Raw genomic sequence first — 14,438 nt, 5'->3', positions numbered from 1 at the left:
CGACACAGCGTCCTATGAGGACGTGGGCGGCGCGGTCGCGGTCAACCTGGCGGCCGGTCGGGCCTGGGGCGGAGCGGGCACGGACGTCCTCGCGGGGATCGAGAACGTCCTCGGGAGCGACCACGCCGACCGCCTGCGCGGCGACGGCGGCGCCAACGCGCTCACCGGGCTGGCCGGCGACGACCTGCTGGTGGGCCGGGCCGGAGCTGACACACTGCAGGGCGGCGATGGCAATGACGTGTTGGCCGGCGGACAGGGCGACGACTCTCTTTGGGGAGGGCCGGGCGCCGACTTGCTCATAGGCGGCGCGGGCGCCGACGCCTTTGTCATCGGCTCACGCGGGGATGGGGCGGCCAATCCCGGCACCGATGTCGTCCTAGACTTCCGGCAGGGTGAGGACGTCCTCAACCTCGCCCCGCTGAACCACTACTCGCAGTTTGGCGACATGCTCATCGACGCGGCCTTCGTGTTCCGCGGTCAGGGCGCTTTGGTGGACTACCCGGAAGACGGCAATTCGTCCGCCATGCCGGGGCAAGTGCGCTTCGAGTTCCGAGGCGACACCACCGTCGTGCAACTGGACGTGGCCGACGAGCCCATCGTAGTCGCCGAAGGACCCGATGGCGGGTCGCCCTCGCCTTGGGACCGCAGCCAAACCATTGTGGCCCGGGCCGACGGCGTGGTGGACACCGAAATCGTGCTGCTCGGCCGCTACGATCTCACGGCGGCTGACTTCATGCTCTGAGCGGAGAGGGTGCCTGCTGCCCCCACATCATGGACGGCGAGGCCGCGGCGCTGCTGGGGGCGAGGCGGCCGGTAGTGGACCTTGGCGCCTACGCCGCCTGTAACCACTATCTCAGTGACCAATCACCTGATCCAGGGAGGTGGACCAATGGAGGAAGAAGGTAGCCAAGACGACCGCTTGGTAGAGGTGCCGGAGGCGGAGGCGCAATTGGAGCGATTTAAGGGCGCGCTTCTACTCGCGCTGTCGCGGCTGCCCGGTGCAGTGCGTTCCGCATTTGCACAGGAGGTCGAGCAGCAGGCCCAGCAGCTTCGGTCGATGTCCGGTGGCGACCACGACCGTTTGGCCTTCCACGTTGAAGGCTTCGCACGGATCGTGCGTCTGATCCCGCGGTCCTAAGCAGCCGAGGTGGCGTGGCCCTGGCGGGGCACCTCGGCCTGTCCGTCGCGGAGTTGAAAAGGCTCGGGGAGAACGACCGCTCGGCGACGGGCTATCTACCGCGAGCCGAGTTCGAGGCCGTCGCCAACCTATTTTTTGCGCATCCCAACGAGCGTTCGTGGTTGGAAGCGCGCCGTCGACGCACAGCGCCGGATCGTGGACGCAGTCGAGGAGGTGCTCACCGCCTCGGCGGGTTGCGGCGACATCGCCGTCATCGCACACGGCGGTGTCGGGACGCTGCTGCTGTGTCGCCTACGCGGCGATCCCATCGGGAGACAGCACGACCAGCCGCTCAACAACGGCAGCAACTACTTCGCCTTCGACGCCGCCACACGCCGGGTGCTGCACGGCTGGAAGGCGATCGACGTCTGAGCCTCGTTCACCCGGTGTTCTCACGAGTAAGACATTCGACGCACTTTCGTGTCCTGCCGCTTAATAGCGCCCCGTGCTCCTCAGGAAGAACACGGGCGGGTTGTCCGAGCGATAGATCTGCTCGGAGGTCGGGGAGCCGCCCAGAAGGCGGCAGGTCCGGACCATACTCTCCGAGCACTCCTCCCGGTGCTGGCTGAGGGGAGTGTCAGGGCGGCGCTGCGAGCTTGGGCGATGCTGGCGAGGGATTAGGGGAGCCTGAACTCTCCTGTGTTGTGAAGGCAGGTGCGAATGACACCGGGCTCCAGTGTGGGGATGGGCGCGATTGGCCGGAACGAAATCTCGCCCGAAATGCCCCTGTAGCGGCCAGTACCGCCGACGAAGGCGCCGCTGCCCCGGCCTGCCTCCAACGTCCAGCGGATGAACACCCGATCCTCACCAGTTCCAGCCCATTCGCAGAACCCTCTACCCTCCGGTGGGGCACCGTCTATCGACGCGATGGTGCCGAGGCAGCGCGTGGCAAAGTTGTCGAACTGACCGCCGGGTTCATTCGCGCGGGTGACGCCCTGCTGGGGAAGCGACTGGGCGCGAAATGCGGGCGCGCGCTCGATGACGGTGGTGCTGGCCACCCAGCAGTGCGTCAGGTCGAAGCGAGTAGCTTGCTGCTGGGTCTGGGCCATGACGCCTGTGGCAGGGTAACAGCTCACGATTGCAGCGAGTGTCGCTCGACAGGAGATTTGCATTGGTGGTTCCTCCGTTGCGTGTCGCACCGCAGCCTGGGCACACCTCTTGTGGGTGGCTTTCAGGCCCAGCCTAGGCAGTCGGCCTTGAACAACTTCCAACCCACTGATCTCTTTGGAAGCTTTGCCGGTTTGATCGCCGTAGATTTGCAAGGTTTGATTGGAATAGGGGGCAAAGCCTGCGATTCTGGTGGGCATCAAGCATCGCCCGCGCCCGCCGGAACAGGCCGACCTTCTACGGCCGCGCCTCGTCGACATCATCGACGGGCGGCATGAGCTGGTTCGACTGGCGGCGCTGATCGACTGGGACTGGCTCGAGCGGGAATGGGCCGGCTTCTTTCCCGCCCAGGAGGGACGGCCTGCTATCAATCCGCGGCTGGTGGCTGGGTTGATGGTCCTGCAGCACACCTATGGCCTCTCCGATGAGGCGGTGCTCGCCCGCTGGGTGGAGAATCCGTACTTCCAGCACTTCACCGGCGAGACCTTCTTCCAGCACCGCCTGCCCATTCATCCCTCCTCACTCAGCCGCTGGCGTGGTCGCATCGGCGAGGAGGGTGTGGAGTGGCTGCTGACCAAGACGATCGAGGCAGGACGTGCCTGCGGTGCCGTGACGCCGCGCGGCCTGGCCGAGATCGCGGTGGACACCACGGTGATGGAGAAGGCCATCGCGCATCCGACTGACAGCCGCCTTAATGAGAGAGCGCGCCGTTCCCTGGTGACCTTGGCGCAGAAAGCCGGGATCACCTTGCGGCAGAACTATAACCGCCTGGCGCCGCGTCTGGCCGCCCAGGCCGGGCGGCACGCCCATGCCAGGCAGTTCCGGCGCATGCGCAAAGCGCTGCGGACCTTGAAGGGCTACACGGGACGCGTCTTGCGTGACCTCGGTCGCAAGCTCGACGCCGTACCCGAAGAGGGGCTGCGGACGCGGATCGAACAACACATGGCGCTCGTCACCCGCCTGCTGCGGCAAACGCCGAAAAGCACGGGCAAGATTTACGCCCTGCATGAGCCGGAGGTGGACTGCATCTCCAAGGGCAAGGCGCGGGTGCGCTACGAGTTCGGCTGCAAGGTCAGCATTGCCACCACGCTCGCCGGCGGCTTTGTCGTCGGCATGCGCTCCATGCCCGGCAACCCCTACGACGGCCATACCCTTCCCGATGCCCTCCAGCAGGTGGAGACCCTCACCGGATCCTGCCCAAGCCTCGCCGTGGTTGATCGTGGCTACCGCGGCCATGGTGCCCACGGCACGACGGTGCTCGTCAGCGGCACGCGCCGCGGCCTTACCCCACGCCTGCGCAAGCTCCTGCGGCGACGCAGCGCCATTGAGCCCGAGATCGGCCACATGAAGACAGAGGGTCGCCTTGCTCGTTGCGCCCTCAAGGGCACGATCGGTGATGCCCTCTACGCCGTCCTCTGCGGCTGCGGGCACAACATCCGCAAGATCCTCGTCTACCTCAAAGCCCTTTTGCTCGCCCTCCTCACCAGCCTCATCCACGCGATAGCCCGGCCGGACCATCTCCCAGTTGCAGCCCACGCGGCGTGACCGGGTTATTCAAGGCCGACTAGGTATCAGACGCCATTCAGATCGGGCGGAGCGCTCAAGGCGGCGAGAGGACCAAAAGAGCTATTGATCCGGTCTGAGCGGTCTTGAAGGCAAGTGGGATTGGCCTAGGTTGGTGTTATGAAGCATGTGGACATGCGCAAGCTGCCGGCGGCAGCGCAAGAGGAACGTCGGCGACAGGTGATTGGCCTGCGCCAGGCCGGCCTGACCTACGGTGCGATTGCGGCGCAGGTTGGGCTGACCCAGACCGGGGTGTTCGACATCTGCAAGCGTTACGCCGAGCGAGGCGCGGCTGGGTTGAAGACTGGTCTGCGCGGGCCTGAGCCAGGGTATGGCCGCTTTCTTGCTGCTGGGCAGGAAGCCGAGACCCGCGACTTGATCCGGCGGCACACGCCTGACGAGCTAGACCTACCATTTGCGCTCTGGAGCCGGGCGGCAGTGGGCGAGCTGATCTGGCAGCGCTTCGGAGTGCGGCTGGCGGTGCGGACCATGGGCACCTACCTGGCGCGCTGGGGTTTCACCGCGCAGAAGCCGCTGCGGCGGGCCTACGAGCAGGACCCGGCCGCGGTGCGACGCTGGCTGCGGCGAGAATACCCGACCATTGCAGCCCGAGCCAAGGCGGAGGGCGGCGCCATCTTCTGGGGTGATGAGACCGGCCTGCGTTCCGACGACGTGCGCGGCCGCGGCTATGCGCCCCCGGGCCGCACGCCGGAGGTGCGGGTCAACCACAAGCGGGCCAACCTGGGTCTGATCTCCGCGGTGACCAACAAGGGTGAGCTGCGCTGGATGGTGCTGGACGGCGCGATCAAGGCGCCGAACCTGCTCCGCTTCCTCACGCGCCTGGTCCGTGACGTCGATCGGAAGGTCCTCCTCATCCTCGGCCGCCTGCCGGTCCACCGCTCAGCCAAGGTCCGCGACTGGCTGGCTGGGCGCGAGGCCGAGATCGAGGTGTTCTATCTCCCAGGCTACAGCCCCGAGTTGAACCCGGACGAGGGCGTCAACGGCGACCTGAAGCAGGCGGTCACCGGTCAGGCGCCGGCGCGCAGCAAGGCGGGGCTCAAGCGTGCCGTGCTCGGATACATGCGCCGGCTGTCCAAGCTACCCGACCGCGTCCGCAGCTTCTTCGGCCACAAAACCTTCCGCTACGCCGCCTAGTCCAAGATCACCCAGGCCGGATCAATAACATTCACTGCGGACCACCCAATGGGGGCTGATCACCTGCTTGCCATTCAAAGCCAATGCCGATCGGCGGCACCACATTCCACGCCAGCGCCACAGGGTGACGAACTGGCCTGCCTACGAGGCTGGTCTGCGGGCACGCGGCAGCCTCACCGTGTGGTTCACGGCCGAGGTGATCAAGGTGTGGCGGGCTGAGCGGCGGACCACCCGAGGCGGACAGCCGCACTACTCCCCTTGGCGATCACCACAGCGCTGACCTTACGGACTGTGTTCCACCTGGCGCTGCGCCAGATGGAGAGCCTTATAGCTTGCATCATGGACCTGCTTGGCCTCGACCTCGCCGTACCCGACCACAGCACGATGAGCCGCCGAGCGGAGACGCTAGTGGTACCGCGCCCGTGCCGTGGGCCTGAGCCTGTCCACCTGCTGGTGGACAGCACGGGATTGAAGCTCTGCGGTCCTGGCGAGTGGCTGGTGGAGAAGCATGGCGTGGGTAGCGCAAACTTCATCTAGCCACCGACGCCAATACCGGGTTCATCGTTGCATCGGCGCTGACTAACAAGGATGCCGAAGATGGCTCGCAGATCGGCCCCTTGCTTGACCAGGCGGAGGGGCCGGTGGCGTCCACAACCCGTGACGGTGCGTACGGCAAGGACGACGTTTACGCCGGGGTCGCTACCCGGCATCCGGGTGCCGACGTCATCATTCCGCCTCGGTCAAGCGCGGTGCCGAGCGACAAGGTTGAGACTGCGCCGATCCAGCGCGACCGACATCTGCAGATAATTGCCGAGCGCGGGCGCATGGCCTGGCAGAAAGCATCGGGGCACAACCATCGAGCTTTGGTGGAGTCCGGCATCTCAAGATGGAAACGCGTCATCGGAGATGGCCTGCCTTCGCAAACTGACGGGCGCCGACGCACCGAGGTGGCCGTCGCTGCCAACATGCTGAACCGCATGCTTGAGCTTGGCCACCCAGACTACGTCCGCGTCGTATGACCAGAAACCCGGGTCGGGCTCACCGCGCCCAATCCGTCGACCGGTGCAACACGCTGGTGCCGCATGGCCGATGTCCGCCGCCACCTGCCAGGCTTGTGGTGACCACCGACGGCACCGGCCCCAGGACACGCCCTCGCTCGCCAGCAAAGATGACATCCTATTAATTCTTGCCCGACGCAACTGTGGTATCACACATGCTTGTTCATGAGTTGCGTGACGGTTGACCATCCCGAGTGTCAAATGGCGCAGCAGAGGCTGGGTGCTTCTGGCGGGGGAAACAACAACATGGCGGTCAAAAGCGGAACTCAGGGCAATGACACCCTGAAGGGCGGCACGGACAACGATGTCATTTTCGGCAAGGCGGGCAATGATGCCATCGTTGGCCAGGAGGGCAGTGATGTCATCTTCGGCGGCGCGGGCAATGACCGGATCGCAGGCGACAACTTCGCTCCGTATCTGCCGCCTGACCCCGATGGCGATACCAGCCATAATTTCGGGCCGTATTGGAACTCGCCCGACTTCAAGCCTGGCAGCAACCTGATTTTTGCAGGCGCAGGAAATGATGAGGTACTCGCTGGCTTTGGCGCCGACACCGTGTTTGGCGGCGCTGGTGATGATCTCATCAGGGGTTATGGCTCCGTACCGACGCGTGGCTCAGAGTCGCAGGAGGACCGCACCAACTTCCTCTTTGGCGACAGTGGGAATGATTCCATCTTCGGCGGCGCCGCCAATGACCATCTGTATGGCGGGTCCGGCCGGGATACCCTGCAGGGCGGCATCGGAGCCGATACCCTGACTGGCGGCGCGGGCCAGGATATCTTCAAGTTCACCCGCGTCGGCGACTTCTTTCTGGATAATGGCGTTGGCCCAGGCGCGCGCGATGTCATCGCCGACTTCCACCACGGCCGGGACAAAATGGACCTGACCGGCTACCAGAATTCCTTCCCGCCGCCGGATGGTCAGCCACCCACCCTCTTCCTCGGCACTGATGGCTTCGAGGTGACCTATGCAGCCCAGGTTCGCTACGACATCGTGGACGGCAACACCGTGATCCAGGTTGTGGCCAAGCTCGGCTACAACAATTCAGAACCCGGCCCGACCCTTCCGACCGGACCGACCTTCGAAATCGAACTACGAGGCGTTCATCACCTGACGGCCGACGACTTCATCCTGCCACCCGGCACCGGCGACTACGCTCCTATCGGCTGATAGCGCTTGTTGGGCATCGTCAACTTGTCGGCCTCAACCCGGAACGAGGCGGCTGGACCAAGCTGGTTTGATGATGCCGGAGCCCGCCACCTATCCCGGATACCGCTTTCCGGCCGAGATCATCAGCCATGCTGGTTCTGTTGCGAAGTTTGCGGCAGATTGCGAATAACCTTGGCAGGTACCGGATCAGGCGGCGACCTGGAACAGCTCGGCGACAAAGGTGGCTTGGGTCCGCATGTCTCGCCCGCCAACCTTCCGTATCTGCCCCTTCCTGATCATTGCCATCGCCTCGTAGCCTGCCAGTGTTCGTCGTGCCGTGTTGAAACTACCGAAGCCAAGCGTCGGTCTGACCAGGCGTTTAGCACGCGGTGATCTTGTTCCACGATGTTATGGAGAAATTTGCATTGTCGTAGCAGAGCAAAGCGCCATAGCTCACCGTCCCCTTTCATCTCAGCGACGGCGCAGGGATAGGCCGGGTTCTTGTCCACGGTGATGGTGCGCGGATTTACCGTGTGAGGCTGCTTCAGCGCCTTGCGGAAGAACCGCTTCGCCGAGAGTAGGAAGTCGATTGTCTGGCTGTGGCTGTCGACCGCGCGATACAGGTACGTCCAGCGCCCCTTCACCCGCACGTAGGTCTCATCGACTCTCCATGAGCCGTTGCTCAGGCGCAGGTGCGGCCGAATGCGCTTCTCGATCTCCAGCGCGTAGGTCTGCACCCAACGGAACACCGTGGTATGCGCCACCTCGACGCCGCGATCAGCCAGCATCAGTTCGAGGCCGCGGTAGCTCACCGGGAACATGAGGTACCAGCGGACCGCCCAGAGGATTACCTCAGCGGTGAACTGCCGCCCCTTGAAAGACTGATCCGGCCTTACCGAGGCCACTCGTCGCCGTCTCACCATGCTTGGTTTGTACCTGTCCGGCATGGCTCCGCAAGGACGCAACAGAACCGGTTCGACGACCTGCTTGCGTAATCGGTATCGGCTGCGGCGACCTGCACGTCTGAGCCGCTGGCGCATGGCCGAGACCAGCGGACCTCGACGTCGGTCCTCGCCGCCATCAGGGTGCTTGGCACGGCCGGTGGCGACGTAGCCGCGGATGCCGCGCTCGGCGAGGTCGGCTAGGTTGGCCTCAGAGCGGGCGTGTTGCAGGGATCGACAGTACGAACGCAGTAAGCCCAGCCCCGTCTGGGTTCAGGCGGTGCGGACGGAGATCGGGCGCCCCAGCACCAACATGCGGTTCAGCGCATGGACGGCGACGTCCACCTCGGTCACCCGACGCTGGTCCGTGCGGCAACGCAGCCCATCACCAATCACCTGTTTGAACCTGCCGATGGCCGCTTCGACGCGGGCTCGGTTGGTGTAGCCAGATGCCTTCTGCCAGGCCGCGCGTCCGTGCTCGGTTATGCTCTGCAGGTGACGATCCCGCTGCGTTGGCGCGGTATCTGCCGTCTCGCTTGGCACGGCCGTGGAGCGCGGCGGCACGATGACCGCAGCATCCGGATGACAGTTGGCGACTGCAGCAGAAACGCCTTCCTGGTCGTAGGCGCCGTCTGCAGTGAACGAGGTGTCGGGCGACATGGAATCTCCCTCCCTTGGCGACATGAAATCGCCTCCCTCTGGAGAGGGAGAGAGGGATGTCGATGGACGAGGCTGGAGTGATCCAGGCTTCCGCGCTGGACGAGGCGCGGAGGGTTCGGATGCGGACGCCGGACGAGGTGGCGGCGATGCTGGGGCTCAAGGCGCGGGGCTGGGGCGTCAAGCGGATCGCGCGGGAGTTCGGTACCTGTCCCAAGACGGTGGCACGACGCGGCGACACGGGAGGTGGTGTTCAATGCCCGCCTGCATGCCTTTGCCCGGCACTGGCGCGTGCGGCCGCGGGCCTGCGCTCCGTATCGGGCCCGCACTAAGGGTAAGGATGAGCGTGGAGTAGGCTACATCAAGCGCAACGCCATCGCCGGGCGCGCCTTTCCGAACTGGGAGGCGCTGGAGGCGCACCTGATGGCCTGGACCCGCGAGGTGGCTGATGTGCGGGTGCACGGCACCACAGGCGAGGCGCCGATGGTGCGGTTCCTGCGCGACGAGGCTGGGGCGCTGCGCGCGTTGGACGGCACGCCGCCGTTCCAGGCAACGCGGGACCTGGTCCGGCGTGTGGGGTCGGACTGCGCGGTTGGGGTAGAGGGCAACAGCTACTCGGTGCCCTGGCGTCTGATCGGCGAGTGGGTGCAGGTAACGCTTGGCGCTGGGATGGTGAGGATCAGCCATGCGGGGCGGGAGGTCGCGGCGCACAAGGTGTTGGAGGGCCGACGCGGGCGCGCGACCGAGCCGGCCCACTTCGAGGGCGTGGCGGGGTTCCGCGGCCAGGCCGTCGTGAGGGACGCGGACGGCGTCACGGGAGGCGTCCCCGCCACGCCGGCCGAGGTCCCGGCCTTACTGCGGCCGCTGGCTGAGTACGAGGCGGTGGCTGGGGGTGCCTGGTGATGACGCCTCACCCGGATCGCCTGACAGCGATGCTGACGCGGCTCAAGCTCACGGCCATCCGCGACGGGCTGGACAGCCTGCTGGACGAGGCCGCGCGGGGCGAGCTGAACCTGCGCGAAAGCCTGACGCTGCTCTGCGAGCGCGAGATCGCCCGCAAGGACAGCCGCCGGATTGAGATGGCGATGGGGCTGGCGCGGTTCCCCTATACCCGCGATCTCGCCGGGTTCGACTTTGCTGCCCAGCCCTCGATCGACCGTGGGCAGATCCGCGATCTCGCCAGCGGGCGGTTCGTCGGCAACGGCGAGACGCTGATGCTGCTCGGGCCGCCAGGCGTGGGGAAAACCCATCTGGCGGTGGCCATCGGGCGCGAGGTGATCAACGCCGGCTACACCGTGCTGTTCGTGCCCGCGCCCACCCTGGTGGCGCAGCTGGCCAAAGCGCATGCCGAGGGCAGGCTCGAGGAACGTCTGGTGCACTTCAGCAAGCCGAGGCTGCTGATCGTCGACGAGCTTGGCTACCTGCCGTTTGAGCCAGATGCCGCGCATCTGTTCTTTCAGCTGGTCAGCCGTCGCTACGAGCGGGGCTCGATGCTGGTAACCTCCAATCGCGCCGTTGGCGAGTGGGGCAACGTGTTCGGCGAGCCGAGGGTGTCATGATGCCTCCTTCTTTGAACGGCTGTTCCGTTGTACCTGCATCGTCAGCGCGGCGACCTGCACGTCGGCAAGCTGGATCTGCCACGGTTGTCCCTTGACCATCTGGCGCCCGACCAGGCGCCCTTTGCGGAGCCATTTGAACACCGTCTGCGCCGTGACGCCCAATGCTTCGGCCACCCCCTGCACGGAGTAGCTGCCGTCCGGCCATCGTGGCGGGTTCGCGGCCACCCCGTTGATCTTGGCTGCCCGGATGTTCCATTGCTTGCGCAGCAAGTAAACGGTTTCGCCCCTGAACGGCACGCCTCGTGCTGACATGATCCGCTCGGCATTGAGCAGGGCAGCGATCTCGCGGTCCATCCTGCCCTCAGCATTCAGTTCCCGTACGCGCCGCTCCAGATGCTCCGCACTCACGCATTCCGCATAGGCCCGCACACGGCGCTGCAGCAGATGCTCGCTGCTTGCCCCAGTTTGCCAGGTAATCCGCGTCCAAATCTGGCCACGCCCTCGCCTCTGGTCGAGCGTGACCTCGCGCATAACGAGACGTAGTATCTGCTTGCGCTCTGCTGGCATCGCGGCCTGCCAAACGCACGGCAAATCCTGCGCCAGAGCCAGTACCTCGTCGTTCTCCGCCGGGCTGACCGGCGCCGGCTGCTCACCTCGCCAACGTTCATAATCCTGCTCCACCGCCTCGGCCTGACGCAGCTTCTCCTCCCAGTCCCGCTCCAGGGAGCGCGCCACCAAGCGGTTTTCCGGTTCCACCGCGTCGTACTGCCGCCGTGCCCGCTCGGCCTCGTAGTGGGCACGCTCGCGCTTGAGCGACCATTGCCGCTCAAGCATACGTGCCTCCGCCTCGATCTGACCGACCGCCGCTGCCGCCAGTGCGATGCGGTCAGGCGCCAGGGATGCCAGCAGCACGCGTTCGATCTCAGCATCCACTTGCAGCGCCCGCACCTCCTGACAGCGCGGCTGGCCGTCGCGTGTCTGGTCCGCGCGGCAGAGATAGACCGGGTAGTCGCCACGCGGACCGGAGTAGTGCAGCGACATGCGCCGCCCGCACCGGCCGCAGGACGCAATGCCCTGCAGCAGTGCCGCGCCCTGGCGTGGTACCCCAGGCCGCGCCGGGGCACGCCGGGCGGCGTTATCGGACAACCGTTTTTGGTTGGCCATGAACTCCTCGCAGCCAATGTAGCCCGGGTGAGCATCGCGCAGACAGACCGGCCACTGCTCAACCGCAACCCGGACCGTAGCAGCACGTGCCGTACCGGCGCGACGGCGTGTCGGATCCTGTCGCCGCTGCCCCCAGACGTAGGCGCCGGCATAAGATGGGCGTTGCAGGATCTGCAGCACGCGGAAATTGTCGGGCGCCACCCAGACCACCTCGTGCGGTGCCGGGCCACGCACAGGCCGTGTCGGCAGCATCAGGCCATGCCGCCGCAGGTCGCGCGCCACTGCGTTGGCGCTTTGCAAGTCGCGGAACCGGGCGAACACCAACTGCAGCCGTGCCTGCACCTCCTCATCTGGGTTGAGGATGATCTCGCCCCCGCGTCCGTAGGCAAGGCCGGCCGGTAGTGGCAGGCGCAGCTCACCCCGCAGAGCCTTCTGCCGCTCCCCCTGGTGCAAACGAATGCGGATCTGGTGCAGCTCTGCCTCGCTCATGATGCCAGACAGCCCGAGCAGGAGGCGGTCGTGGTAGACGCCAGGATCGTACAGGCGCTCGCCGTCGCCAATCAGCACCCCGAACAGGGAGCAAAGCTCCAGCAACTGGTGCCAGTCGCGGTTATTGCGGGCCAGCCGCGAGGCATCCAGGCTGAGCACCAAGCCGGCTTTGCCGAGGCCGATCTCCGCGATCAGCCGCTGGAACCCCTGGCGCCCGGTGCTGGAGGTGCCCGACTTGCCGAGATCGTCATCGACCACCTCGATCCGCTCGCGTGGCCAGCCCAGGCCGGCAGCCCGGTCGACCAAGCGGTATTGCAGTTCCGTGCTCTCCTGGTGCTGGCGCACCTGACCGGCCGTGGATTGGCGGACATAAATGTAGGCGAGCTTGGCCCGGTGCGCGGTGGCGACCCGCTCGGCCGCCTCATTCTGCGCGCTCAACACGAGGTGCCTCCTGTACCGGACGCAGCCGAGAGATCAGGCGGGCGACCTGCTGCGCCAGCCTGGTTCTGGCCTCGCTGGTCAGCGCCGGCCACGGCCGGGGATGTACCCGGGGCAGCGCCATCGGGGCCGCAAGACCTGGGCGGGCAAAATGCTGACGGTTCGACATGGGATGTCTCCTCCCGGGAGACCGCCAGCATGCGCCGCACGAGCCGGGCCAGGGGCAGCAGCTTGCGGACCGAGATGCGCGCCACCTCCGGCTCCGCCACCGCAGGCTGGTCAAGGTCCGTGGCGGCACGGCGCAACAGACGCCGCCGGCCATCCGCCAGGCCAACAGCAATGAAGCCTGCCCCACGTGCGCAGGTCAGCGACAACAGTCGCAGCCGCTCCCCGTGGAGCGGGTGATGCGGGTCGGTGACCGTAATCTCAGAGACGACCCGGTCCAAAACAGAGGCAGACCGAGGTGTTCGGCGATCCCGTGGTGGCGACCGCCATCCTCGACCGCCTGCTGCACCACAGCCACGTGGTTACCATCCGCGGCGACAGTTACCGGCTCAAGGAGAAGCGCCGCTCAGGCCTGCTCCGGAGCAGCACGCCGGAACCCGTCACAGCCGCAGCGAAGGCTTAAACCAGGGGGGCAATTTCATGGCGCCAAGGGGGGGCGTTTCCGGTGTCGCTTGACACGAGGCCACCGGTGCTGACACCTGGCCGAGTAAGGAGCCAACCTGGGCGCCATCATCGACGTCGTTGGTGGTCAGCGCCGCCGCGACAATCTGGCCGGTCTCGGCATCCATGCCGATGTGCAGCTTTCGCCAGGACCGGCGTGTTCTGGTGCCGTGCTTCTCCAGCAGCCACTCGCCCGCGCTGCAAAGCTTGAGGCCGGTGCTGTCGACCAGCAGGTGGATGGCTTCACCCTCCCTGCGCTGCCGGGGCCGCGGCACCTCCAGTGTCTCGGCTCGGCGGCACAGGGTGGTGTGGTCGGGCACCGCCAGAGCCAGCCCGAGCAGTTGCAGCACGGAGCCGATCAGTCCCTCCGTCTGGCGCAGCGCGAGGCGGAACACGGCCCGCAGGGTCAGTGCCGCCAGGATCGCCAGGGGAGAGTACCAGGGCTGCCCGCCCGGGGTGGTGCGCGGCGCTGCGCGCCATCCCTCGATCGCCGCATCGGAGAACCACACCGTAAGGCTGCCGCGCTGGCGCAGGCTGGCGTCGTACTCGCGCCAGTTCTGAACCTTGCGAGTCTGCTTGGGGATATGGTGGCGGCGGCCCTGGTTCAGCTTGAATGGCAAGATGGGAATCCAGGGGATCAGAGGAGGGGCGATCCTCCTACGGCGGCCCAGCCTGCACCGCCACTGGCCAAATCCGTGCAACAACGCCGCACAGAACCAAAGCCAAGAGCCGTCACTCCCGGTCGGGCTGCACGGACTGCAGCGTCAAAGCCGGCCGCACCGGTGTCACCACCGCGGGCGAGCAAGGCTGGGTACGCCCTGCTGATGCGGACCAGCGACGGCGAGGAAGCGGTGAACCCCTTCCACTCGCTTGAGGAGTTGCTGTCCGCGGCCAAGCCCCTCCTGCGGACCGCCGCGCGCAGCCCCGAGCCGATCTGGTTCTCGATCCAGCAAGTGGACCTCGATACCCTTGGCGACGAGATTTGATGCTGCCGCCTGGATGAGTTTGATTCCATCCACGAAGATGCATGGGAGCGCATGAGGTGACGTCGGCGGAGCTAAGGTGGTCCCCGTCCGTCGGACAGCGCGACGGCCTGGATAAGCTCGGTTTTGGTTTCCGTCAGGACCAACACGATGGTCGCCACCGTTACGCTGGTGGCCTCCCACACCACGTCTGGGGGCACGACCTCCCGCAGCCTATGAATTTACGAGTAACCTTGACAGCCCGTTGAGAAATCCATTGGTCAGCTGAAGCGGTCTGGCTCAATGCTGACGGCGACGGCGGCGGTCTGATCGCCAGCGATGACGATCAGGAT

At 66.1% G+C, this 14,438-nt stretch carries 12 protein-coding genes and 4 pseudogenes; 11 read left to right on the top strand and 5 right to left on the bottom strand.

The genetic code is table 11. The features are described from left to right. From EP26_RS32540 to EP26_RS36960, 3 genes are all read left to right on the top strand, one after another. Positions 1-742, top strand: a 742-nt coding sequence (locus EP26_RS32540) for a M10 family metallopeptidase C-terminal domain-containing protein (protein WP_408735118.1), incomplete at its 5' end; no start/stop codon positions are given. Between the two features lie 147 nt (positions 743-889). Next, positions 890-1,138 (top strand): hypothetical protein, encoded by a 249-nt coding sequence (locus EP26_RS26370; RefSeq protein ID WP_043343277.1) that lies wholly within the window; start codon positions 890-892, stop codon positions 1,136-1,138. Between the two features lie 135 nt (positions 1,139-1,273). Further along, entirely contained in the window at positions 1,274-1,549 is a 276-nt protein-coding gene (locus EP26_RS36960) for a histidine phosphatase family protein (RefSeq protein ID WP_408735117.1), read from the top strand. A gap of 245 nt (positions 1,550-1,794) precedes the next feature. Here the strand turns inward: EP26_RS36960 and EP26_RS26360 are convergent, their stop codons facing one another. Next, on the bottom strand, positions 1,795-2,484 hold the full coding sequence (locus tag EP26_RS26360) for a hypothetical protein (protein ID WP_157033808.1): 690 nt from the start codon (positions 2,482-2,484) through the stop codon (positions 1,795-1,797). Here EP26_RS26360 and EP26_RS26355 point away from each other — a divergent pair. From EP26_RS26355 to EP26_RS26340, 4 genes and pseudogenes are all read left to right on the top strand, one after another. Next, a complete protein-coding gene (locus EP26_RS26355) occupies positions 2,483-3,829 on the top strand; it encodes an IS5 family transposase (protein WP_043343289.1) in 1,347 nt (448 codons plus the stop codon). The genes EP26_RS26360 and EP26_RS26355 overlap by 2 nt on opposite strands. Positions 3,830-3,967: 138 nt before the next feature. Continuing rightward, positions 3,968-5,002 (top strand): IS630 family transposase, encoded by a 1,035-nt coding sequence (locus EP26_RS26350; protein WP_043343273.1) that lies wholly within the window; start codon positions 3,968-3,970, stop codon positions 5,000-5,002. A gap of 67 nt (positions 5,003-5,069) precedes the next feature. Further along, a pseudogene (locus EP26_RS26345) lies at positions 5,070-6,021 on the top strand (IS5 family transposase). 285 nt (positions 6,022-6,306) lie between these two features. Further along, on the top strand, positions 6,307-7,230 hold the full coding sequence (locus EP26_RS26340) for a calcium-binding protein (RefSeq protein WP_052389713.1): 924 nt from the start codon (positions 6,307-6,309) through the stop codon (positions 7,228-7,230). 186 nt (positions 7,231-7,416) lie between these two features. On the opposite strand, the pseudogene EP26_RS26335 reads toward EP26_RS26340, so the two are convergent. Beyond that, a pseudogene (locus EP26_RS26335) lies at positions 7,417-8,132 on the bottom strand (IS6 family transposase). A gap of 291 nt (positions 8,133-8,423) precedes the next feature. Beyond that, on the bottom strand, positions 8,424-8,810 hold the full coding sequence (locus EP26_RS26330; RefSeq protein ID WP_052389712.1) for a transposase: 387 nt from the start codon (positions 8,808-8,810) through the stop codon (positions 8,424-8,426). A gap of 222 nt (positions 8,811-9,032) precedes the next feature. On the opposite strand from EP26_RS26330, the pseudogene EP26_RS26325 reads away from it, so the two are divergent. After that, a pseudogene (locus EP26_RS26325) lies at positions 9,033-9,581 on the top strand (Mu transposase domain-containing protein); the annotation flags it as partial. Between the two features lie 158 nt (positions 9,582-9,739). Then, positions 9,740-10,366: an IS21-like element helper ATPase IstB gene (gene istB / locus EP26_RS26320; RefSeq protein ID WP_281177121.1), complete on the top strand. Its 627-nt coding sequence runs from the start codon at positions 9,740-9,742 to the stop codon at positions 10,364-10,366. Here istB and EP26_RS26315 read toward each other — a convergent pair. Beyond that, positions 10,361-12,457: a recombinase family protein gene (locus EP26_RS26315; protein ID WP_211259565.1), complete on the bottom strand. Its 2,097-nt coding sequence runs from the start codon at positions 12,455-12,457 to the stop codon at positions 10,361-10,363. The genes istB and EP26_RS26315 overlap by 6 nt on opposite strands. Before the next feature lie 463 nt (positions 12,458-12,920). On the opposite strand from EP26_RS26315, the pseudogene EP26_RS33780 reads away from it, so the two are divergent. Then, positions 12,921-13,085: pseudogene (locus EP26_RS33780) on the top strand (ATP-binding protein); the annotation flags it as partial. Here the strand turns inward: EP26_RS33780 and EP26_RS26310 are convergent. Next, complete coding sequence (locus EP26_RS26310) at positions 13,063-13,743, bottom strand: IS5 family transposase (RefSeq protein WP_211259564.1); 681 nt, start codon at positions 13,741-13,743, stop codon at positions 13,063-13,065. The pseudogene EP26_RS33780 and the gene EP26_RS26310 overlap by 23 nt on opposite strands. Before the next feature lie 204 nt (positions 13,744-13,947). Between EP26_RS26310 and EP26_RS35480 the strand changes: the two genes are divergently transcribed. Beyond that, a complete protein-coding gene (locus EP26_RS35480; RefSeq protein WP_157033806.1) occupies positions 13,948-14,109 on the top strand; it encodes a hypothetical protein in 162 nt (53 codons plus the stop codon). Positions 14,110-14,438: the final 329 nt, after the last annotated feature.

Source organism: Belnapia moabensis DSM 16746 (assembly GCF_000745835.1).
In the GTDB taxonomy this organism is placed as follows: Bacteria; Pseudomonadota; Alphaproteobacteria; order Acetobacterales; family Acetobacteraceae; genus Belnapia; species Belnapia moabensis.
Note: the sequence above shows the minus strand (reverse complement) of the source record. Positions and strands in the feature narration are given on the sequence as shown.